Annotated in this window: 18 protein-coding genes; 10 read left to right on the top strand and 8 right to left on the bottom strand. The window is 42.9% G+C overall.

The window, feature by feature from the left end:
• Positions 1 to 88: 88 nt before the first annotated feature.
• Together AC4CU0_RS14180 and AC4CU0_RS14185 are read left to right on the top strand one after the other, a co-directional pair.
• Positions 89 to 3,577 carry a hybrid sensor histidine kinase/response regulator gene (locus AC4CU0_RS14180; RefSeq protein ID WP_078190541.1) on the top strand — a complete coding sequence of 1,163 codons (3,489 nt, stop codon included), beginning with the start codon at positions 89 to 91 and terminating at the stop codon, positions 3,575 to 3,577.
• A gap of 447 nt (positions 3,578 to 4,024) precedes the next feature.
• A complete protein-coding gene (locus AC4CU0_RS14185; protein WP_171525947.1) occupies positions 4,025 to 4,774 on the top strand; it encodes a hypothetical protein in 750 nt (249 codons plus the stop codon).
• Positions 4,775 to 5,200: 426 nt separating this feature from the next.
• Here AC4CU0_RS14185 and AC4CU0_RS14190 read toward each other — a convergent pair whose 3' ends face one another.
• The gene (locus AC4CU0_RS14190; RefSeq protein WP_078190543.1) at positions 5,201 to 5,851 is read right to left on the bottom strand and encodes a response regulator; all 651 of its coding nucleotides are present in this window, start codon (positions 5,849 to 5,851) and stop codon (positions 5,201 to 5,203) included.
• Between the two features lie 374 nt (positions 5,852 to 6,225).
• Between AC4CU0_RS14190 and msuE the strand changes: the two genes are divergently transcribed.
• The 4 genes from msuE (at position 6,226) to AC4CU0_RS14210 (ending at position 10,756) form a co-directional block, all read left to right on the top strand.
• Positions 6,226 to 6,957, top strand: a complete 732-nt coding sequence (msuE, locus tag AC4CU0_RS14195) for an FMN reductase (RefSeq protein WP_078190544.1) — start codon at positions 6,226 to 6,228, stop codon at positions 6,955 to 6,957.
• 39 nt (positions 6,958 to 6,996) lie between these two features.
• Positions 6,997 to 8,103, top strand: coding sequence for a dimethylsulfone monooxygenase SfnG (gene sfnG, locus AC4CU0_RS14200; RefSeq protein ID WP_490743369.1), 1,107 nt, complete (start codon positions 6,997 to 6,999; stop codon positions 8,101 to 8,103).
• Between the two features lie 495 nt (positions 8,104 to 8,598).
• Complete coding sequence (locus AC4CU0_RS14205) at positions 8,599 to 10,017, top strand: cryptochrome/photolyase family protein (protein ID WP_490743370.1); 1,419 nt, start codon at positions 8,599 to 8,601, stop codon at positions 10,015 to 10,017.
• 124 nt (positions 10,018 to 10,141) lie between these two features.
• Positions 10,142 to 10,756, top strand: a complete 615-nt coding sequence (locus AC4CU0_RS14210; protein ID WP_180024607.1) for a riboflavin synthase subunit alpha — start codon at positions 10,142 to 10,144, stop codon at positions 10,754 to 10,756.
• A gap of 72 nt (positions 10,757 to 10,828) precedes the next feature.
• Here the strand turns inward: AC4CU0_RS14210 and AC4CU0_RS14215 are convergent, their stop codons facing one another.
• Together AC4CU0_RS14215 and acs are read right to left on the bottom strand one after the other, a co-directional pair.
• Positions 10,829 to 12,007 carry an acyl-CoA dehydrogenase family protein gene (locus tag AC4CU0_RS14215; RefSeq protein ID WP_490743371.1) on the bottom strand — a complete coding sequence of 393 codons (1,179 nt, stop codon included), beginning with the start codon at positions 12,005 to 12,007 and terminating at the stop codon, positions 10,829 to 10,831.
• A 305-nt stretch (positions 12,008 to 12,312) separates the two neighbouring features.
• The gene (gene acs, locus AC4CU0_RS14220) at positions 12,313 to 14,256 is read right to left on the bottom strand and encodes an acetate--CoA ligase (RefSeq protein ID WP_490743372.1); all 1,944 of its coding nucleotides are present in this window, start codon (positions 14,254 to 14,256) and stop codon (positions 12,313 to 12,315) included.
• 285 nt (positions 14,257 to 14,541) lie between these two features.
• Between acs and AC4CU0_RS14225 the strand changes: the two genes are divergently transcribed.
• Positions 14,542 to 15,120 (top strand): DUF805 domain-containing protein, encoded by a 579-nt coding sequence (locus AC4CU0_RS14225; RefSeq protein ID WP_490743373.1) that lies wholly within the window; start codon positions 14,542 to 14,544, stop codon positions 15,118 to 15,120.
• A 123-nt stretch (positions 15,121 to 15,243) separates the two neighbouring features.
• Positions 15,244 to 16,215 (top strand): mechanosensitive ion channel family protein, encoded by a 972-nt coding sequence (locus AC4CU0_RS14230; protein ID WP_078193200.1) that lies wholly within the window; start codon positions 15,244 to 15,246, stop codon positions 16,213 to 16,215.
• Here AC4CU0_RS14230 and AC4CU0_RS14235 read toward each other — a convergent pair.
• The 5 genes from AC4CU0_RS14235 to prfB form a co-directional block, all read right to left on the bottom strand.
• Positions 16,201 to 16,911: a 16S rRNA (uracil(1498)-N(3))-methyltransferase gene (locus AC4CU0_RS14235; RefSeq protein WP_490743374.1), complete on the bottom strand. Its 711-nt coding sequence runs from the start codon at positions 16,909 to 16,911 to the stop codon at positions 16,201 to 16,203. The genes AC4CU0_RS14230 and AC4CU0_RS14235 overlap by 15 nt on opposite strands.
• Before the next feature lie 227 nt (positions 16,912 to 17,138).
• Positions 17,139 to 18,419 carry a 3-deoxy-D-manno-octulosonic acid transferase gene (locus AC4CU0_RS14240; protein ID WP_180066466.1) on the bottom strand — a complete coding sequence of 427 codons (1,281 nt, stop codon included), beginning with the start codon at positions 18,417 to 18,419 and terminating at the stop codon, positions 17,139 to 17,141.
• 87 nt (positions 18,420 to 18,506) lie between these two features.
• Complete coding sequence (locus AC4CU0_RS14245) at positions 18,507 to 19,595, bottom strand: alkene reductase (RefSeq protein WP_111884475.1); 1,089 nt, start codon at positions 19,593 to 19,595, stop codon at positions 18,507 to 18,509.
• Between the two features lie 37 nt (positions 19,596 to 19,632).
• Positions 19,633 to 19,932, bottom strand: a complete 300-nt coding sequence (locus AC4CU0_RS14250; RefSeq protein ID WP_078190555.1) for an ArsR/SmtB family transcription factor — start codon at positions 19,930 to 19,932, stop codon at positions 19,633 to 19,635.
• A gap of 154 nt (positions 19,933 to 20,086) precedes the next feature.
• Positions 20,087 to 21,182, bottom strand: a protein-coding gene (gene prfB / locus AC4CU0_RS14255; RefSeq protein WP_111884474.1) for a peptide chain release factor 2 whose coding sequence is annotated in 2 segments (ribosomal slippage) — positions 20,087 to 21,109 and positions 21,111 to 21,182 — 1,095 coding nt in all. Because the reading frame shifts where the segments join, the coding sequence is not laid out codon by codon here.
• Positions 21,183 to 21,363: 181 nt separating this feature from the next.
• On the opposite strand from prfB, the gene AC4CU0_RS14260 reads away from it, so the two are divergent.
• Positions 21,364 to 22,212 (top strand): putative porin, encoded by an 849-nt coding sequence (locus tag AC4CU0_RS14260; RefSeq protein WP_490743375.1) that lies wholly within the window; start codon positions 21,364 to 21,366, stop codon positions 22,210 to 22,212.
• A 326-nt stretch (positions 22,213 to 22,538) separates the two neighbouring features.
• A complete protein-coding gene (locus AC4CU0_RS14265; RefSeq protein WP_490743376.1) occupies positions 22,539 to 23,324 on the top strand; it encodes a putative porin in 786 nt (261 codons plus the stop codon).
• Positions 23,325 to 23,356 lie beyond the last annotated feature (32 nt).

The raw sequence follows: 23,356 nt of genomic DNA on the forward strand, positions 1-23,356 counted from the left end.
AGACTTTGGTCGTTAAATTTTGAGCAACAACCTCCCTAAGCCTATGGATGCGTTATCATTAAGCGAGAATTAATATGCTGCAGGCTCTATGAATAGTTGGCTTATCGTCGGGGTATTGGCCCTTTACATCGCATTACTCTTTGTATGTGCATTCTTTGGTGAAAAGCATGCCAGCAGGCTCAGTACTCGCGGCAGAATGCTTCTCTTTAGTCTAACTTTAGGGGTTTACTGTTCATCTTGGACGTTTTATGGCGCAACAGGTGCTGCCGTTCGAGAGGGCATTATTTTCCTGCCAATCTATCTGGGGCCACTGCTATTCGTTGCGCTCGGCTATGATATTTGGCGACGTTTAGGCCGTGTCCGTCAGCATCATGCCATTTCATCGATTGCCGACTTTGTAGCAGCACGATATGGTAAAAGTGGCCCCTTAGCGTCATTAGTCACGATCCTTGCCGTGATTGCCATTATTCCCTATTTAGCCTTGCAGCTACGTGCGATTGCCCTCAGTGCAACAGTCATTTTAGAGCCGACCGCTGGTCTGACCGGCACCACCAATAGCGTGCTGTTTTTGACTGGTGTTTTGGCGATTTTGGCGATGATGTTTGGGACACGACAGATTGCCAATACAGAACAGCACGGTGGCTTAATGTTGGCTGTGGCATTTGAGTCTTTCGTCAAGCTGTTTGCACTACTTGCAGTCGCATTTTTCTTTGTTTTTGAATCACCTGAAAACATGGCGCAAATCAGCCATGACATCAACACCACCTTTAAAGATGTCCAGCTCAAAGGTGTGCCAGAAAGCTTCTGGATTCAAACTTTACTGGCTGCTTTAGCGATTATTTGTCTACCACGTCAGTTCCATGTCGCAGTGGTTGAACTGCGAGATGAAAAGCATATTCGTGGTGCTCGTCGTTGGTTTGCCATTTATCTGATTTTAACCATTATCGCGATCATCCCGATTGCCAGTTGGGCACTGCATGCAGCACCGGCTTACTTGGCAATCCCCGATGTTGCCGTGCTCTCACTGCCTTTAAGTTATAACCAAGACTGGTTGACCTTACTTGCGTTTCTCGGTGGTTTTTCAGCATCGACAGGTATGCTGTTGGTGTCGTCAGTGGCCTTGTCGATTATGCTCAGTAATGACTTGATCATGCCTGCACTGTGGCGTACACGCTTATTGTCACGCCACGATAAGCGCCTACCACTCGTACTGAAATTCACACGTCGTGTATGTATTTTAGCGGTCATGTTATTGGGCTTCTTGTTCTTCCATTTCTTCAATGACATTGACCAATTATCGGTATTTGGCCTATTGGCCTTCAGTGCTGTGGCACAGTTTGCACCAGCGTTGATTGGTGGTTTGTATTGGCGTGGCGGAAGTAAGCAAGGCGTGTATGCGGGTCTGTTGGTCGGTTTTGGCATGTGGGCTTATACCCTGTTATTGCCAACCGTATTGCGTAGCCTGCCTGAACAATTTAAAACCTTTACCGAAAATCTTTTAAGTCAGGGTCCGCTAGGCTTGAGTTGGTTACGTCCTGAAGCACTGTTAGGGTTTGAGTCTTTCGATCCCCTTACCCATGGCGTGGTTTGGGCACTTGGATTAAATATCACCCTCTATATTTGGATTTCCCGCGTCTTCCGCCCAAGTGTTGCCGAGCAAATTCAGGCCGAAAGTTTCTTTTATTATGAAACCAAGCCCCTCCCGGCTCAAAGTACATCAAACGACATCAGCTATATTCACCATGATGTGGCACGCTTAAAAGTAGGTGATCTGATTACTTTGGCAAAACGCATTACCGGTGAAGGTCCAACTATGCGCGCCTTCAACCAGTTCTGCGCACAAAACAATGTCGTTTTGAATGAAAATAGCAGCGCCAACGGCATGTGGTGGCGTTTTACCGAACAGTATCTTGCCGGCACCATCGGTGCGGCATCTGCCCGTACCCTACTCACCACAGCCATGGTCAATAATGGTTTAGCACTCGGTCAGGTCGCAAATATTCTTGACCAAGCCTCACAGTGGCAGCGCTTTAACCAAAACCTGATCATGACCATGATCGACCATATGACTCAAGGTGTGTCCGTGGTTGATGAAAATATGTGTTTGGTGGCATGGAATAATCAATACCTCAAACTGTTTGATTATCCAAAAGACATTGTCTATGTCGGTTGCCCAATTTCAGACTTGATTCGTTATAACGCTGAACGCGGCGAATGTGGTCCTGGTTCAGTCGAAGAACATGTGCGTAAACGTATGCATTGGATGCAAGTCGGCAGCGCACACGAATTTGAACGAATTCGTAAAGATGGCCGTGTAATTCAGATGCGCGGGAACCCGATCGAAGGCGGTGGTTTCGTCACGACCTTTGCCGATATTACCGCATTCCGTGAAAATGAAGCCTTGCTTGAAGGGCGTGTACAAGACCGTACCCAACAGTTGGCAGATGCCCTGTCCGAACAACAATTGGCACGTGAGCAAGCCGATAAAGCCAATATGTCGAAAAGCCGCTTCATTGCTGCTGCAAGCCATGACTTATTGCAACCGATGCATGCTGCTCGCCTGTTTAGTACCGCCCTCGAGCAAAGCGTACAAAATGACGATGATCGTAAAACGCTTCAGCAACTAGATCGTGCGCTGCATGGTGCGGAAAGTATGCTCTCTGCCCTCTTGGATATCGCACGACTCGAAGGTGGAACCATTCAACCAAAACGTCAGCCTTATCCGCTGCATGATTTACTCAGCGATCTTGAACTGCAATTTAAATCGATTGCGGCACAGCGTAATATCAAACTGACCGTACATGATGCTCAGTTCTGGATTGACACCGACCCACAGTGGATTCGTCGTATTATTCAAAACTTCGTCAGCAATGCCCTACGCTATACGGCGCGTGGTCGTGTTGTGGTGGGTGTGCTACGTTCAGCACGTCCAGGACATATTCGTATTGGCGTTTGGGATACGGGTCCTGGAATCGCGGAAGAACAGCGCATTAAGTTGTTCCAAGAGTTCGAACGCTGTGGACATACCTCTCCTTGGGGCGAACAGGGTCTGGGCTTAGGTTTAGCCATCGTGCAACGCATGACCAGCCTACTCGACTACCCAGTGCATGTGTTCTCAGAACTTGGTCATGGTTCGTGTTTTATGATTGAAGTGCCTGTGGTCGCTGCGCCAAAAGTGGTCGCTGCACCGACTCAAGCGGTTCCGCTGAAGACCAAAGCCTATAAGATTCTGTGCTTAGACAATGATGAAACCATTTTGGAAGGGATGTCGACCTTACTGACCAAATGGGGCTATCAAGTCTTTAAAGCCACTGAACCTGAACAGGCCATGGAGTTGATTCAACAAGAAAATATTCAAGTTTGGTTGGTTGACCAACACTTGAATAACAACAAGATCGGTCTCGACTTTATTTTAGATAACCGTCAGGAAAATGTCCCTGTGGCGCTGATTACCGCAGATTCTGATCCTGAACTACCGCAACGTCTAAAAGAGTTAAACATCGTCTTACTGAAAAAACCATTGAAACCGGCTTCACTGCGTTCATGGTTATCTGGTTTAAAAATTTCAAATCAGTAGCGTTGTTACAGGACATCGCTCTGTGAAAAGTAGCCCATTTCATTCACATGAAATGGGCTTTTGTTTACCTTGCTTTTACTTAAACTTACCTAACTGGCAAAAAAATTTGTCTCAACGGCAAGACCATTCAAAATAGCCCCGATATTTCGTCTATTTATTAGCCATAAATATCAAATTTTGATTGCCTATGGCAAAAGATATCGAATGCGTGAGTGAACACTTGTACACTTAGTTACAATTAAAAATCTATTTGATTTAAATCATATTTTTATAACCAAAAATAAAAACTAAAACTTTAGTCGTATATTTAGCTGCGGCCGTTCGTTTTAAAAATATTCATAAGAAGTTGATCAGTTTCAAGCCAATTCAAGAAGCGTCATAACTCAACACTTGAGAAGCTGATCTCCCCCGCATATTAGGAGTGATCTTGTGAATATTTCAGAAACAATGCCGCATGGTTTTGATCAAAATCTACAGTTTCATCGTCAGTATGGTGCCAATGCCATTTTGCCAGAGATCGATTGGCGTCAGCTATTTAAGTTCAGCAAATTAAGTGATGTGCAAGTCGAAGCGCTGGAAACGCTCTATCGCAGTGCCGTTCCTCTCGCGTTACAAGTGTTTGATGAACTGAATTTTGATGTCTTTGCGCCGAATGCCTACAAACCTCAAGGCCTTGGCTTATTCGATCGACTGGCAGAGCAAGAAGACCTACTGCTGCAAAATTTAGAAGCAGAATCCAATGGCTTGGGTTTGGACACCCGTCATCAGATTTGGAGCATGCTACTGCGTGGTGGTGCGGTTTTGGTGTTTAAAGCGTGGCTCGGTAAAGTCAAAACCGACAAAAACCAGCTGGATAAAACACAGTTTGATGAATTATCTGATTTACTATTTATTAAAACAGCGCCATTTGAATTGGCACAACGTTTAAATGTCGATGCCAACTCCAAGCAAGACCATATCTTCCTGATGTATGACAATGATGTTTATCTGGATCGTTTTAACAGCTTAGAAACTGCAGCCCTATTTGTGGATTTGGGTGTTTATGATGCGGCTTTCCTGAGTTTACGTGATGACCGTGTCGCGGATTATCTCAAAGCGCGCGGCTATGTGTCCGATGAACAAATTGATGAATTACAATGTGCGCTCAACCCTTTGTACTGTACCGATCTGACGCCTAAGCAAGACTATATTGCTTAAGTTATTGTTGAAGTTGTTTATATAAGGTATTAACTGATGTTACGCAGTAACATCAGAAGCACAATTTGATTCAAATAAAAGAACGATACGCGGTAACGTCATCCGCAAGTGTTTGAGACAGGACGACTTCTAATCACAAATGTTTTTGCGATACTTTGAATAATTTGGCGCAAGTGTACGAGTTTTGCGGATGACAATGGTTTTGGGTACTTTTGCCGAAACAAAAGTACCTCCAGCCGAAGGCTGATCCCTTTATTTAATCCCTAGATGTAAGACTCCTTCGAACTGACTTAAAAATCATTTTAAAAATGCGAAATTACTTTTAGGTGCGTAATATCAGTTATTGGTTTAATTCGCATTGTTCTATCGCTTAAACAGCATAAAAAAAGACCTCCACGATGGAGGTCTTTTTTTTGGAAAAAATCCTTAGATTTTCTTTTCTTCAATATTCAATGCATTAATTGCCAATACAGCTTGAGTTCGGTTTTGTACGCCCAACTTACGGAAAATTGCCGTTACATGCGCTTTAATAGTTGCTTCAGACACATCCAACTCATAGGCAATTTGCTTATTCAACAAACCTTCTGCCACCATCATTAACACACGGAATTGTTGCGGTGTTAAAGACTGAATACGTTCTGCCAATGCTGTTTCATCTGCAGCACGTGGGTCAAAGTTCATGTTGGCAGGTAAATTTGGTGGTAACCAAATCTCGCCTTCTAAGACTTGACGAATCGCTTCACCAATGTGGCTTGGATGTGCAGATTTTGGAATATAACCCATCGCACCATGTGCAATCGCACGTTGGATAATCGACGCTTCTTCATGCGCAGAGACCACAATGATTGGAATCGATGGATATTGCGCGCGAATATGCACCAAGGCAGAAAAGCCTGAAGCACCCGGCAAGTTTAAATCCAATAACACAAGATCAGGCTCAGGGCCATTTTCAAGACGTTCATAGCATTCATTGACTGCTGCAGTCTCATGAATTTGCGCCTGAGGCAAACTATAACGAACCGCCTGAATTAAAGCATGACGAAACAGCGGGTGATCATCAACGATTAAAATATTCATAAGCAACGTGAGAGATCTTGTGCACAATGACCCTATTCTAACCACACATGCTATGTGAAGGATATGCAAGAACTTATTTTTTTGCATTTAAAATGTAGATTTTCACCTAAAATGCGTCTTTTTTCGCATTTTCTATAAATCTTTAAATCTAATCATATTTTCATATAAATTTTATCAACACAGTAAAAATGCTTATATCTAAGCATTATATGTTGAAATATCAACAGTTTAAAATTTGAAGTTTCACGAATCTTGTGGTTTTTCCAACATATCTAAAAATCAGATAACTTTTCTGATTTTCGTTATTTTACAGTGATCCACCCATCGGGATTAATAAAAGGCATTCCGAGAAACCACACTTTTAGGTTTAAAAAATGTCTCAAGTTAATCTACAAAAACCCCTGAATATTGTTGCTGTGTCAGGTGGTCTAAACAATCCATCTAAAACTGAAGCTTTGGTACAAGCCATTGTTGATGAACTCGGTGATGCAACTCCAATCAATGTGCATTTTATTAAGTTTAGTGAAATTGGCAATTTATTAGGTGGCGCGATTTACCGTAACCAATTGCCACAACGTGTACAAGACGACCTTGCTGCCGTTGAAGCTGCTGATGCGCTGATTGTTGGAACGCCAGTTTACCGTGCTTCATTTACAGGTCTGTTTAAACACTTTTTTGACTTTGTCGAACAAACTGCATTGGTCGATGTACCTGTCTTGCTTGCAGCTTCGGGTGGTTCTGAACGCCATGCCTTAGTGCTTGAACATCAACTGCGTCCATTATTTAGCTTCTTCCAAGCGCAGACATTACCAATCGGAGTCTATGCAACAGACCGTGATTTCACCCCTGAATACACCATTCATAGTGAATTACTCCGTGACCGCATTACTTTAGCTGTAGCACGTGCGCTGCCGATTTTGGAATGGGCTCCAGCCAAAGGTCAGCGTGCTGAAGTGGTGAAAGCCAAGTCTCAACAAGCCAACCAAAACTTGGGCATTAATAAGCAAATCGAGCAAGAAGAAGTCCTTCCTTCTGCAGCTGTTCCAAGTTTGGATGCCGCTGAAGCTCGACTGCATAGTAAAAAGCCAAAAACGCAAGTGGCCTAAACACCACAGCATAACAATTCGATCCCGAGGGTTTGCAAAATGTCAGTACAAGAAAAAAACATTACATTTGCGTACTGGGTACCAAACGTGAGTGGTGGTTTGGTGGTCAGTAATATTGAACAGCGTACCGATTGGAGCTATGACTATAACGTGCGTTTGGCACAAGCTGCAGAAAAAAGTGGCTTTGATTATGCGCTGACTCAAATTCGTTTTACCGCAGGTTATAACGCAGAAAATCAACACGAATCGGTTAGTTTCAGCCATGGAATTTTGGCCAAAACTGAAAAACTCAAAGTCATTGCAGCGATTTTACCCGGCCCTTGGAAACCGGCTCTGGCTGCAAAACAATTGGCGACCATCGATCATCTTACCAATGGCCGTATTGCAATCAATGTTGTAAGTGGTTGGTTCCGTGGAGAGTTTGATGCGATTGGTGAAGAATGGCCCGAGCATGATCAACGCTATGCGCGCTCTGAAGAGTTCATTCGTAGCCTAAAAGGTGTTTGGACGCAGGATAACTTTAGTTTTGATGGTAAATACTATCAATTTAAAGACTACACTCTATCTCCGAAACCGGTACAAAAACCGCATATTGAAATCTTCCAAGGTGGCAGTTCACGTGCAGCACGTGACATGGCATCACGTGTTTCCGATTGGTACTTCACCAACGGCAATACCCCTGCTGAGTTGAAAAAGCAAATCGATGATATTCGTAAAAAAGCCAAAGCCAACAACCATCAGGTCAAAATCGGGGTGAATGCCTTCATTATTGCCCGAGATACGGAGGAAGAAGCCCAAGCGGTGCTTCAAGCGATTATCGACAATGCCAATACCGAAGCGGTCAATGCCTTTGGCGATGCAACTCGTGAAGCAGGTGCATCCACCAAAGAAGGCGAAGGTAACTGGGCAAAATCTACTTTTGAAGATTTGGTTCAATATAACGACGGCTTTAAAACCAATCTGATTGGCACGCCACAACAAATTGCAGAACGCATTGTGGAACTCAAAAGTGTAGGCGTCGATTTGGTACTCTCAGGTTTTCTCCACTTCATTGAAGAAGTGGAATACTTTGGCGAAAAAGTGTTGCCACTGGTTCGTGAACTGGAAGCTCAACAGCAGCAAGTTGTGCAGGCTAAATCAGCATAATTGTTGATGCAGTCACAGCTCATAAAATCAGCATAATAATCACAATCGGCTCACTTCACTTTCCTCCCCTAAGGCTCGGCTTAGGGGATTTTTTATCTCGAGTCCCATTTAAAGATATGCTTTGATTCTAGAAAATGAGCTAACCTATAGACAAAGAAAAAGCCCGACATCCTGTCGGGCTTTTTCTATATGGATACTTAAGCATGACTCCTGTCTTGCTTCACAGTCCTGATGGTGAACACTTTGTTATTGTTTTATGTTCCGGAACGTCCTGTTCCTGTATAAGTTAATCTTAGGTAAAATTTAAAAGCGCGCATAGCGTCTAAAAACTTCGTTACTTGTACGCTTAAGCTGACAGGATTGTGCGCAATCGGTTAAGTTAAACCATAGATATTATATGGTTTTTTTATAGAAATCGATTTTTTAGATAATTTCATTACCAATAGATACCCCCGTAATTCTGGTGATATTTCCAACAAAAACGAGGCAATAAACATGCAACTTGTTTGGTTTCGACAAGATTTAAGACAACATGACCATAGCGCACTGTGGCAGGCGACACAGTCTGGTCAAACGGTTGCATTTATTGCGCTTTCTCCTGAACAATGGGCAAGGCATGATGATGCCCCTATTAAAATCCATCGCTATCTTGCCCAACTGGAACTTTTGCGACAGCAATTGGCTGAACTAAATATTCCACTGATTATTCAGCATATTCCCCATTGGTCAGACATCGCCACTGAGCTATTAACCTTATGTACTCAGCTCAATATACACACTGTTCATGCACATATTGAACATGGTGTGAATGAACTTAAACGAGATCGCGAAGTACAACAGTTATTAGAACAGCAGCACATCTCTGTTGAGCTGTACCATGACCGCACCCTGTTTCCTGTTGGCAGTATTCGCAATCAATCTGGACATCCTTATCAAGTTTTCGGTGCATTTAAGAAAAATTGCTACGAAAAATTGAGTATCAGTCTGCCTACTTGTTATCCCGCTATTGAAGCCCAAGCGGCTCTCGCCTCGCATCCGCTGTGGCAAACCGAATTCGATCTTCGTCCTTTTTATCCCGCAGGGCTGTTAGCAGCTCAAATCGAGCTTTGGCCGATTGGGGAAAATCATGCACAGCAGTGCTTAGATGAATTTATAGAACAACATCTGAGTCGTTATGCTGATGATCGGGACTATCCAGCGCTCAATGCTACCAGTCGAATTGGCATGTATCTCAACTTGGGCATCTTGTCTATTCGCCAATGTCTGCAAGCCCTGTTTCGTGAACAAGGTGGCTATTTCCAGATCGACCACAGAGGGCAACAAACGTGGCTCGATGAGCTACTTTGGCGTGAATTTTACCAACACATTTTATTTGACTACCCGCAGGTATCTCAGCACCAGCCGTTTCAAACCAAAACCTTAAAAATAAAATGGCGCCATGCACCACAAGACTTGGCTGCATGGCAGCAAGGTCAGACAGGCATTCCAATTGTCGATGCAGGGATGCGTCAACTACTGGCTACGGGTTGGATGCATAATCGGGTGCGGATGATTTGTGCCATGTTCCTCAGTAAGAATCTACTGATCGATTGGCGGTTGGGGGAGCAATGGTTTATGCAGCACCTTGTCGATGGCGACTTAGCGGCCAATAATGGCGGTTGGCAATGGTGCGCCTCGACGGGTACAGATGCTGTACCTTATTTTCGGATTTTTAACCCGATCAGCCAATCTCAGAAATTTGATCCGAACGGGGATTATTTACGTCAATGGCTACCTGAACTCGCAGATTTGGATGCCAAACAAATTCACCAACCCTTTGCCAAAAATCCTCAACTGGAATTGAACTACCCTCAGCCGATTGTCGATTTAAAGCAGTCTCGCCTAGCGGCAATTGAAACATTCCGAGCATTGTAGAGACTGCCAAGATCGAACTGTTAGAGATCAAAACACTGTACTGAAATGGTCACTGTAAAGCATAGCCGAGCGTTCGTTTTGTCCCTACAATACAGAAAACGCAAATCATTTTAGAGACGCTCCCATGTATACAGGCATCGTGCAAGGTTTAGAAAAAGTCTTAGAGATTCGTCAAGGTAATGGCTTCACAACCTTAGTGATTTCAAATCATCAGAATTTTTTTCATGATGTCTTTATCGGGGCAAGTGTGGCGATTAATGGCGTGTGTTTAACGGCTACACATATTGATTTGGCAGCCAACCAAGTGCATTTTGATGTCTCTGATTTGACCAATCAACTCACCACGTTAAAAGCACTCAAGGCCGGTGATGAGGTCAATGTCGAACGCTCAGCCAAAGTTGGAGCAGAAAATGGTGGTCACAATCTATATGGTCATATCGAAGGCACAGCCACGATCAAAAACTTAGAGCATCGCGGGGAAACCTTTCATCTCGATATTCACATTCCAGCAGGCAATATTAAATATTTCTTTCTCAAAGGTTTTATTGGGCTCAATGGTTGTAGTTTGACTGTGAACCGTGTTGATCGTGCCAGCAGTGAAATTTCAATCGATCTTATTCCTGAAACACTGCGCCTCACTACATGGAAAGATGTCCAAGTCGGTGATGCCGTGAATTATGAGATTGATCAAACAACGCGAACCTTAGTTGATACCTTAGAAAATATTCATCAGCGTTAAATCGACTGATAGCACATTGCAAAAAAGCCTCCCTTTCGGAGGCTTTTTTATTGGCTCATGTGCAATATACGTTTAAGAATAAAAACTTGGATCTGGCACTTTGGCTGTGAGCACCCATTCACCGATCTCCTGATATTTATAATCAATCGGATCGTGTAAGGTCTGGGTACGTACATTGCGCCAGAAGCGATCTAAATTTAGTTTGGCAGTTGTGGCACGTGCGCCCATCACTTGGAAAATATTTTGCGTAATATATAGCGAGCTATTGGTGGCTGCGATTTTGGCTGTTGCAATCGCAATAGAGACTTCTCCACGTTGTTCCGCCGTCAAAGCTTCACCAATCTCCCAAGCCCATTGCAAACGCTGAACCGCTTTATCTGCCAATAAACGTACACTTTCTAATTGCACATAAAACTCAGCAAAATGCTTTTGAATAAATGGGTCATTCACTGCATTTTCAGCTAAAGATTTTGACCATGCTTTTTGGCTTTGTACCGTCTGTTTTGCTGTTTCAAAAGCCCCTTCTGCCACCCCTAGAAACATATGCACAAAGATCAACTGTGCAATCAACGGACGTAAGCTTGAATACGGCGTACTCAAAGGCCCCGGGTTCAGTAGTAATTCATCTTTAGAAATTTTAACTTGTTCAAAATGGCTACTTCCACTGTCGGTTTGACGTTGTCCCATATTGTCCCAATCGCCGAGAAAACTGACGCCTTCACGTGCTGTAGGAATCACCCCGATCAATAATTTTCCATCTTCATTGAAGCCAGAACACAGCAAAATGTCTGAATCCATGGAACCCGAACAAAAACTTTTATCGCCATGAAACACATATTCATGTTCAGACAGTTGCGTCGCTGTAGTACGGCGGTCTAAAGGGTTTAGGGTGTTGCCCCAAAATAAATGCTCACGTGCAGTCTGTTCAAACCACGGGCCATATTGCTCTGGCTGCGCGAACAACTGTACCGTTGCAATCAATAAATGATGGAAACCATAAACATGCGCCAATGAGCTATCCACTTGAGCAATGGTTTGAATGGTTTTAAAAATCGTCAGCCAATCTGCCCCCTGTCCACCGTATTGTTTTCCAATGGACAATGCAAGTAAACCACTTTGACGAATCAAATCACGTTCAGCTTTGGGATTTCCCCCCTGCTTATCACGCTGAGCAGCCGTCGTGGCAAATTCTGCCGCCAGTTTTTGGGCAATATCGATCGGATCTTGAGTCAATGGAGTTGAAGCATTCATATGTCTGTCTGATTATTCTGTTACCGTTTTAGCTTAACAAAGTAGAGGCATTCAGCTTATCTCAATGCCTGCAGTCTATATCTGTAAAATCTATATCTTATGAAATCTAAGTCACCTAAATTCAGGCGACTTATAATTTGATCATTTTATACGTCGTATTTAGGATGGATAAAATGCATCATGAACGTCCCTTCATCTTAATCAACTTTTATAGGAGAAAGGACGTTCATTATTGCTTTAATAATCCTTCGTATAAGCCATAGTGAACTTTCATCAGAACGTGATCACACACGCTCAAATGGTTCTTATGACTTCGGATAAACCGTAGTAATCAAATGTTCAACCACTTGAGGTTCTGCCAAGGTCGAGGTATCACCTAAAGAGTCCAATTCATTGGCCGCAATTTTTCTTAAAATACGGCGCATGATTTTACCAGACCGGGTTTTTGGTAAGGCTGGCGCCCAATGCAGTGCATCTGGCGTTGCCACTGGTCCAAGGACTTTTCGTACCCAAGCCACCAGTTCCTGACGTAACTCATCCGTCTCAGCTGTCCCTGCTTGTAGGGTGACAAAGGCGCAAATCCCCTGTCCTTTAATATCATGCGGCATACCCACCACCGCAGACTCTGCCACAGCATCATGCGCAACCAACGCACTTTCAATTTCAGCCGTTCCTAATCGATGCCCTGAAACGTTCAAGACGTCATCCACACGGCCCGTAATCCAATAGTAGCCAGACTCATCACGACGTGCGCCATCACCTGTAAAATACGTCCCCGGATAAGTGGAGAAATAGGCTTCAATAAAGCGCTCAGGATCACCCCAAATGGTTCGCATTTGTCCCGGCCAAGAATCCTTAATCACCAAATTGCCTTCTACGGCGCCTTCAAGCTCATTGCCTTCAGCATCCACTATCGCAGGTTGTACACCAAAGAATGGACGCGTCGCCGAACCCGGTTTTAAATCAGTTGCTCCCGGCAATGGCGTAATCATGAAACCACCTGTTTCTGTTTGCCACCATGTATCCACCACTGGGCAGCGGCTTTCACCTACCACGGTGTAGTACCAATTCCATGCCTCTGGGTTAATCGGTTCACCCACCGAACCTAATAAACGCAAACTACTGCGGTCACTTTCTCGGACAAAGGCATCGCCTTCTCGCATCATGGCGCGAATTGCAGTCGGTGCCGTATATAAAATAGTGACATTATGTTTATCGACAATATGTCCCGTACGTGCCCAACTTGGATATTGCGGCACCCCTTCAAACATCACGGTCGTAGTACCATTCGACAATGGGCCATACAATACATATGAATGCCCAGTGATCCATCCGACATCTGCGGTACACCAAAACACATCATCTTGTTTTAAGTCAAAAACCTCACGGAAAGTACAATTCACATAGGTCAAATAGCCACCCGTGGTGTGCAATACGCCTTTCGGTTTTCCAGTTGAACCTGATGTATATAAAATAAACAGCGGGTCTTCGGCATTCATGGGTTCAGGTGGGCAGATATCATTAACCGACATGATTTCCATGTGATACCACAAATCACGATCCGCTTTCATTTCGATCGGGTTACCTGTACGGTGCACCACAATGACATTTTGAACCGAAGATGTGCCTTCAATGTCGAGTGCAAGATCGACATTTTCTTTGAGTGGAATGGGCTTACCACCACGCATCCCACAATCCGCAGTAATCACGACTTTCGCCTGACTGTCATCGATACGACTTGCCAATGAGTCTGGTGAGAACCCGCCAAAAACCACGCAGTGTACTGCTCCAATTCGGGTACAGGCCAACATCGCAATTGCCGCTTCTGGCACCATTGGCATATACAGCACCACACGGTCGCCTTTGCCCACGCCATGTTTTTTCAGCACATTAGCAAAACGGCAAGTTTCATCATGCAGTTCTTCAAAAGAAATGTTTTTATGCCGTGAAGGATGATCACCTTCCCAAATAATGGCCGGTTTATGTGGATGTTCTTTTAAATGTCGATCGAGACAGTTGGCACTGACATTCAATTCACCATCAGCAAACCACTCGATCTTAAAATCATCTTGCTTAAAATTTGTATTTTTAACTTGGGTAAACGGTTTGATCCAATCGATCTTTTGCGCTTGCTCTGCCCAAAACTCATCTGGTTGTTCAATCGATTTTTGATAACGCTCAAAGTACTCCGACTCGTTGATGCGTGCGGTTTTTTTGAAACTTTCAGGTACTGGATAGATCTCTTTCATATTGTATTTTCCTTGATCTGATTCATCTCATCACGAGATGCCATGCCACATTTCTACTTTTATAATTCCTGCATCACAGCAGTATGACGATTAATTTTTAATCGTAGCAATCATGCTTTGGTCGTATTATTCTTTCCCATTTAAAGCACATCTATAAGCAAAATTTCAACAAAAACATGTTTTAATTCAGTATCTGACCAGTTCAATTAAACCTATACTGCAAAGGTAATTTTACTCAGCACTCCGCTTTTTTTATTCTTTCCTATAAGTTGAGTTGATCCGATCATGAACACCAATAACTCTTCTTTCTTTTCCCGCCAGACAACCACTACATCGGATAATCCCCTGAAACCTGATGGACGTTTTGGTCGACTGAGCATGATTGGTTGGTATGGCTTTCTCAATATCATCAGCTTTTTTGCCATAATCGCTTTAAGCCTTGCCGTGGGTATTTTCAACATCAATACCATGGCGTTAAATGAGCAATTTGTTGGTATATTCACTGGGATATCTGGCCTCGCCTATTTGGCGATTATGATTCTTTACATTTATTTTTATTGTGTCTTTGTCGTGCGTCGGCTGCATGACCTCAATAAAGCCGGTTGGTTGCTACTATTATTATTTATCCCCGTGATCAATCTTTTCTTTATCCTATATTTATTATTAGCCTCAGGTACACCGACCATAAATCAATACGGCGCGCCACGCCCTGCTGCCGTTTGGGAAAAAATTCTGGCATGGTTGATGATTTTAATCAGTGTGTTGTCGCTCTTGGCTACAGGTAGCATCACCTCGTATATGATGGGTAGCGGTGAAATTGAATCGCCGACAGAAATCATTCAACAAGGTACTGAATATTTCTAAGCCACTGACCGAATCTGAGCCTGTCTGAATTTTGATACATCTGTTCGCCAGCCTGTAAATGAGGGTTATTTTCGCCACTAATTTCAGGCAAAATAGCGAAAAATCGGAACATTTGGAAAGCTCGTGGCTGAAAAAGAAAATGCCTTGAGTGATGTCACTCAAGGCACGACTCAACTTTTGCAAGAGGCAACAGAAAAAACCGCACAAACCGTGCTGGAACATACCTCTAAATATAATGACGCCTACTCAACGATCGATAAATTTGTCGATGGATTTTGGGAACGCCTGCCATATATTTGTATCGCATTAATTGTTTTTACGATCTTCTATCTACTGTCTAAACTCTTTAGATTCTTTGTTCGTAAAGCGCTCACTGACCGTTCTTACTCAAAACAAAATCTAGTTTTGGTCCTGAACCGTGTGGGTAGCTCAGCCATTATGTTCTTCGGTTTCCTAATTGCAATGGTCATTGCGATCCCTGGTTTCACACCGGGTCAGCTCATGAGTGCATTGGGGATTGGTTCGGTCGCAATCGGTTTCGCGTTTAAAGATATTTTCCAGAACTTACTGTCGGGTATTTTGATTCTCCTCGGCGAACCGTTCAAAATCGGTGATGACATTATTGTGTCAGGAATGGAAGGTACTGTTGAAGATATTCAGATCCGTGCAACCTTCCTACGCTCTCCAGATGGTCGTCGTATCGTGATTCCAAACGCGACGGTTTACACCAGTGCGGTAACGGTGAATACCGCTTATCAACGTCGTCGTTGTGAATTTGTGGTGGGTATTGGTTATGAAGATGACATTCAAAAAGCTAAAAACATTGTTTTGGCTATTTTGGACAAAGACCCAACGATTTTGAGCCAACCTGCGTTTACCGTAAACGTAAATGCTTTGGCTGATTTCTCAGTCAATCTGAATGTCCGTTGGTGGGTAGATACCACAGAAACCACCACTGCGAACTCAATCAGTGAAGTGCAAGAACACGTTATCCAAGCATTCAATCAAAATGGTATTTCAATTCCTTACCCTGTACAGGAAGTTAAAGTTTACCGTGGTGATCAAGCTGAGACAGAAGCGTCAACAGCTAAATAATCGCCCTAAAACGTACGGAATCACAGTTTCTGTCCGGATAATTCGGTTGCCTAAGCTGACTGCTTGGCAACCGTTTTTTATGAGCAAATCGACCTCATAAGGGATAAATCCACCTTCAGGCCCAATAATGATCGTACATCCATGTTGAATCCCTGCGGGCATCACATCTTCAACATAAGGATGCGCCACATAAGCCGGATAGTCTGACGAGATCCTGCTCGGTAAAACATCCTCCACAAAGGGTTTAAAGCGTTTATACAATTCAATTTTGGGCGCAATGGTGTCACCTGCCTGCTCCAAACCCAACGTCACATAGTGATCGAGCTGCTGTAAAAATGGGGTCTGCCAATAGCTTTTATCCACGCGATAACTGTGCAGCAGAATGATTTTTTCTACACCTAAAGTGACGGCATCCATGATCAGACGGCGCAACACTTTCGGACGAGGCATTGCCACAATTAAAGTCACCGGATGCTTTGCAGGTACTTCTTCTTCTTGTAAGGGTTTAAGTTGAATGCGCTCATCACTGATACTGACGATTTGGGTTAAATAACGCTTTCCTTCCCGAATCCCGACTTTGAGTGTATCGCCCACCTGTATATTCACATGGTTTTTTAAATGCTCAATTTGACGTTTGGCGCTAATACTCCAAAGTTCAGATTCAGTTTGACTAGGATCAAGCAAGACGATGTTCATAAATAACCATATCAATTCACGCAAAGCATATGTCATTGAGGACAGGCGACATGGATGTCGCCTGTGCGCTGAGGTACAGGAAGTACCTTCAGCGTACAGAGGATTTTTGCTACTTTTAATCCTTTAAAAGTATATTATGCCTACGAATAGGATGTTCAACGATCACCATAAAATAAGGCCGTGATAAAACTTGCCTAATAAAAATTAATGTATCGCAAAATTAAAACTTAAAGGTACTGATCAATCACTTGAATATGTTGAGCCAATGACCCTGTATTCTTTTGCATAATCAGCTGAGCAGCATCATTTAAAGCCTGCGCTTTCGCAGTATTTTGAATGATCTCAACCAATGCACTAGCCGCCTGCTCAAAATCCTGCACAACCACAACCGCATGGGCCGCTACAAACTCATCTACAATGGTTTGGAAATTAAAATAATGCTGACCTAATACTGTCGGGACATGCAACGCAATGGGCTCCAAAATATTATGTCCACCGCCCGGTTCATTTAAAGACCCGCCGACAAAACACGCCTGACTCAGTGCCAGCCAAAGCCATAATTCACCCATACTATCTGCCAAATATACCTGCGTTTCAGGCTGAATCGTTTGCTTTAAACTGCGGCGCTGTGTACGTAAATTCAGTTTCTGCGCTTCTACAAAAACCTCATCAAAGCGTTCAGGATGACGTGGTACGACTATACATAACAGCTCAGGCTGTTGTTGCAAAATCGGCTGCAGTGCCGCGAGCAGTTTTTGTTCTTCGGGTGCATGCGTACTGGCAATGGTAATGATTTTACGCTCTTGCAAAGTCCAATCTTGACGCAACTGCGCTGCTTGTTGCACAAAGCTATCGGGCGCATGAATATCAAATTTGATACTTCCCACGACCTGACTGGTATGGGGGTTTGCACCCAACTCAATAAATCGCGCTAAAGTTGCCTGATCTTGCGCCAATAATTGTTTCAAACTCTTTAGCATCGGCTGCGTCAAACTCGGGACTTTGCCATAACCCTTCGCCGATTTTTCAGATAATCTGGCATTAATCAATAAACACGGAACGTTGGCCTGATCGGCTTCAATCATCAAATTTGGCCAGAGTTCAGTTTCGACCAGAGCCAACATTTTAGGTTGATATTTTTCGATAAAACGACGGACTAATTTTTTTTGATCTGCCGGCAAATACACGGCCTGAAACAGTGATTCATACGGTGCTTTTAAAAATAATTGTTTCGCACGCGCTTGTCCGGTTTTGGTGGTATTGGTAACTAAGACCGGATGACCTGCTTTGAGATAATGTTCAATCAGCGGCTGCGCAGCGTTGGTTTCTCCGACGGAAACCACATGAAACCAAATTGCATTACGGTTTTTAACTGGCTGAAATGGCCCAAAGCGCTCAAGACACTCTTGCTGATATAGTTGGAAATCTTCAGCACGTTTTTTGATGCGCCATTGATATAGCGGCTTAATCAGCGCCAAAGCTGCGTTATACCAAAAAGGAGTAGTCAAATTATTACGCTCAAAAACGGTTTGAATCGGCAGAATATATCAGAGCATTATCCACATGTTAATGGATAATGCGTATTCAAGTGTCGATTAATAGGTTGAACGACCTGAACCAAATTTATTTTTCATGCTTGGATAATCAATATAGCCTTCGGCAACATCTGTTCCAATCATATTTTCCAACTGCAATTCATTCAGTGCAGCATTCGCTAGCAAACGTTCAAACAAATCTGGATTGGCAATATAAGCTTTACCAAAAGACACCGCATCGGCTTTACCTGAGGCCAATAAATCAACAGCATCTTCACGGCTTAAACGCATATTGGCAATGTACGGCACTCCATTTGAGCGCTGTTTCAGATAGTCACTAATACTGTCATCCGCTAGATATTCACGGGTAAAGAAAAATGCAATCTTCCTCTGCCCCAACTGCTCTAAAGCATAGCCAAAGGTTTCACGTGGATCATGATCGCCCATGTCGTGTTCATCACCACGCGGCGCAAGATGCACACCTACACGACCTGCCCCCCACACTTCAATCAGCGCATCCACCACTTCAAGCAATAAACGTGCGCGGTTTTCTACAGAACCACCATACTCATCTTCACGTAAATTGGTTTTGCTTTGTAGGAATTGATCGATCAAATAACCATTGGCCGCATGCAATTCCACACCATCAAATCCCGCTTCTTTGGCTTTGATCGCAGACTGTTTGTATTGTTCTACAATGCTTTTGATTTCTGCAATCTCTAATGGACGTGGCACGACATATTCGCGTTTTGGGCGAAGCAGACTGACATAACCCGCCTGTTGTACCGCACTGGCAGAAACTGGTGTATCACCATTCAAAAGATCGGGATGTGAGACACGTCCGACATGCCACAATTGTGCCACAATTAAACCTTGCTGTTCATGTACGGCTTGGGTCACCAATTTCCAGCCCTGAACTTGAGCATCGGTAAATAAACCCGGCGTCTGCAAATAGCCATTAGCGGCTTCTGAAATGACTGTTGCTTCTGAAATGATTAATCCAGCACTTGCACGCTGTGCATAATATTCAGCCATCATCGGCGTTGGAACACGGTCAATAGTTGCACGACTACGGGTTAGTGGCGCCATTACAACGCGATTTTTGAGGTGTAAATCACCCAAAATGAGAGGAGTATTAAGTTCAGCCATATATGTCTCGCCTGACACTTCAAATGCGAAAAATGATTTAAAGTGAGTTCTGCAGATAATCAATATATTGCTGAATGAGTTCTTCATTGCGTGAAAAATACGACCATTGACCATATTTCTCGGCTTGAATTAAGCCCGCCTGTTGTAACACAGACAAATGATTAGACATCGTAGACTGCGAAACATTACCGAGTTTTTCGATATTGCCAGCGCATACACCACGATTAAAGCCGCCACATTGTTCTTCTGACAAAAACTGTTCTGGTGTTTTCAACCATTCCAAGATTTGACGTCGAGTCGGATTGGCAAGTGCTTTAAAAATTAAATCAATATCCATAATTTAAACGGGTTTAATTAAATAAAAATTTGGACAACAAAGTTCTATTCAGCATCTTGAATACACTATATCGTATTTTTTCGATTTTTATATCGATTTTTTTAGATATATTGATCAAGAACAGATAGAACTTTGTTTTCTATATAAATTTAAATTACAAACCTTGTTTGAGGCTGGCTTCAATAAACTTATCTAAATCGCCATCAAGCACTGCGCCGGTGTTTGAACTTTCCACACTGGTACGTAAGTCTTTAATACGCGAGTCATCTAAAACGTATGAGCGAATTTGGCTGCCCCAACCGATATCTGACTTGGTATCTTCCAACGCTTGTGCCGCATCATTACGTTTTTGCATTTCAAGTTCGTACAATTTTGCACGTAACTGTTTCCATGCATGGTCACGGTTGGCGTGCTGTGAACGTTGGTTCTGACATGCCACCACAATCCCTGTTGGAGCGTGAGTTAAACGTACCGCAGAGTCTGTTTTGTTAATGTGCTGACCACCAGCACCAGATGCACGATAGGTATCAGTACGTACATCAGCTGGATTGATTTCAATTTCAATATTGTCATCAATTTCAGGCGATACAAAAACCGCTGAGAATGAAGTATGGCGACGATTACCCGAGTCAAAAGGTGACTTACGGACTAAACGGTGTACGCCAGATTCTGTACGTAACCAACCATATGCATACTCACCTTCTACACGGATCGTTGCAGACTTGATCCCTGCCACATCACCATCAGACTCTTCCATCACTTCTGCTTTAAAGCCATGACGTTCAATCCAACGTAGATACATGCGCAGTAACATGGATGCCCAGTCCTGTGCTTCAGTACCACCAGAACCCGCTTGAATTTCGACATAGCATGGGTTCGGGTCCATCGGATTACTGAACATACGACGGAATTCTAATTTCGCAAGTTCTGCTTCCGCTGAAGTTAACTCTGCTTGCACATCTGCAAGTAAGCTTTCTTCTTCTGCTTCAACCGCAAGATCCAACATCGCTTGGGCATCTTCTAGTTGAGTTGAAAGCCCTTCGAGCACGTTAATGACGTTTTCGAGTTCACCTTTTTCTTTTGCCATTGCTTGCGCACGGCTTTGATCATTCCAAATTGCTGGGTCTTCCAGCTCACGTAGAACCTCTTCTAAACGCTCTTTTTTCAGATCGTAGTCAAAGATACCCCCGTAATGTTTGACCACGGTCGTTTAAGTCTTTTAGCTGTAATAGATACGGATTAATTTCCACGTGAATTACTCTCAATCAAAAAATTTGGCTTAAATAGCCGCCTATTATATCACAGAGAATTTGCACAGATTCAGCCAGATTGATCATCCAAATCATTGACTTTAATGTACATAATATGAACAATACGCTCGCTTTACTATTTATTACATTTTATTTACAACAATAATGTTTCGAGGGTTTTATGAAAAAGACATTACTTGCACTAGGATTAGCTGTTTTCACTTCATCAACATTTGCTTATGATGGTCAAGTTGATGGCGGTTTTACTTATACAGATTGGGACAATGACATCGTAGATTCAAACGGATTGTTCAACTTACAAGGCACGTTATATTTAGACTCAGTAAACCCTAAAAATGGCCCATTAAACGAAGCTGCATTTTTAGGTCATAACAGCAATATTTATGCTAAATATAGCTATCAATATTTAGATACAAAAACAGTAGATGTATCAGATTATTTTCCTGTTTCAGGTCCGCTTGCAGGCAAAGCAGAATATGACAGCCACCATATTTCATTAGGTGCTGAATACTTCTTTGAACAATTCTACTTTAATGGTGAATTAGGCTACAAAGAAGAAAAAGCTGAAGTAAAAGTTGCTGGCATTTCAGCAAGCGAGGACTATGATTCAACAACATACCGCGCATTAGTAGGTTATTTACCTGTCTCTAACCTTTTACTTGCTGTTGGTATTGATGGCTATCAAGGCGACAATGATGAAGACGAAGACAACCGTTTTGCTGTTAAAGCAAAATATGTTGCGCCTTTGAACAATGGTCAATACATCAACCTAGAGGCAGATGGCGCTTTTGGTGATTTAGACTCTGTTACGATTGGTGCAGACTACTACTTCGACCAAGCTTTTAGCATTGGTGCATCTTATAACATCGAAGATGATGGTGATGAAGACACGGATTACTTCGCTATCCGTTCAAAATACTTCCTTAACCCGAACCTAGCAATCGGTGGTCAAGTTGGTTTTGGTGATGACATTCAAGCGTTCAACATCAATGCAACTTTACGTTTCTAATTTCGTTTGAATTAGGAATGTGCATTAAAAAAGCACCTCAAATTTGAGGTGCTTTTTTCTTTTCGATGTAATATTTACTTTAAAAAAAGTCCAGTTGTTGACCAAATAATCTACAAATTCATAATATCTACACAGTTTTAATAAAACAAAACATTAATAATAATTATATATTTTTCAATATCTTAAATAATTAAAATTACATAAAATTACTGAATACACAGTTCTGCAACTTTGCAGCGATTGACCATCTTTAAAAATTCTCTAGACTAAAACTTGTAACAAAAAATGTATTAAATTTAGCCAAACAATTTAGAGGGGTAGTTTCCATGAAAAAACTCGCAATTGCTTCAGCACTTCTTTCTGCACTTGCTATTACAGGTACAGCTCATGCTTATCAAGCAGAAGTGGGCGCTTCAGCTGGTTACATCGACCCAGATAATGGAAGCTCTGGCAGTGAATTTGGTGTAAACGGTACTTATTACTTCAACCCTGTTCAAACGCGTAACGCTCCTCTTGCAGAAGCTGCATTCTTAAACCGTGCAAGTAACGTAAATGCACATGCAACTTTCGCTGACCGTGGCGATGTTGACGACAATACTTATGGCGTTGGTATCGAATATTTCGTACCAAACTCAGATTTCTATGTATCTGGTGATGTAAGCCGTAATAATGTCGAAGTTGACACTCCATTCGGCACAGTAGACAACAATACAACTTATTATGCAGCTGAAGTGGGTTACCTTCCTGCACCTGGTTTCTTAGTTGCTGCCGGTCTAAAAGGTTGGGACAATGACGATGACGACGGTGTAGATCCAACTTTACGTGCTAAATACGTAACAACTTTAAGCAATGGTAAAGACATCAACCTTGAAGCGGGTGCAGCATTCGGTGATCTAGATGAATTCAATCTAGCAGCGGATTACTTCATCGACAAAACATTCAGTGTTGGTGCTGACTACTACAACAACGATGTCACTGATCGTAACGAAGTAGGGATCAATGCACGTAAATTCTTCAACCAACAAGTAAGCCTTGAAGGTCGTGTTGGTTTCGGTGAAGTTGGCAACAATGACTACAATTCATTTGGTGTAGCAGCGAAATACCGCTTCTAATCCATTGAAGTCAAAACCATAAAAAAACCGCT

It is taken from the genome of Acinetobacter sp. LipI_15, assembly GCF_058242865.1.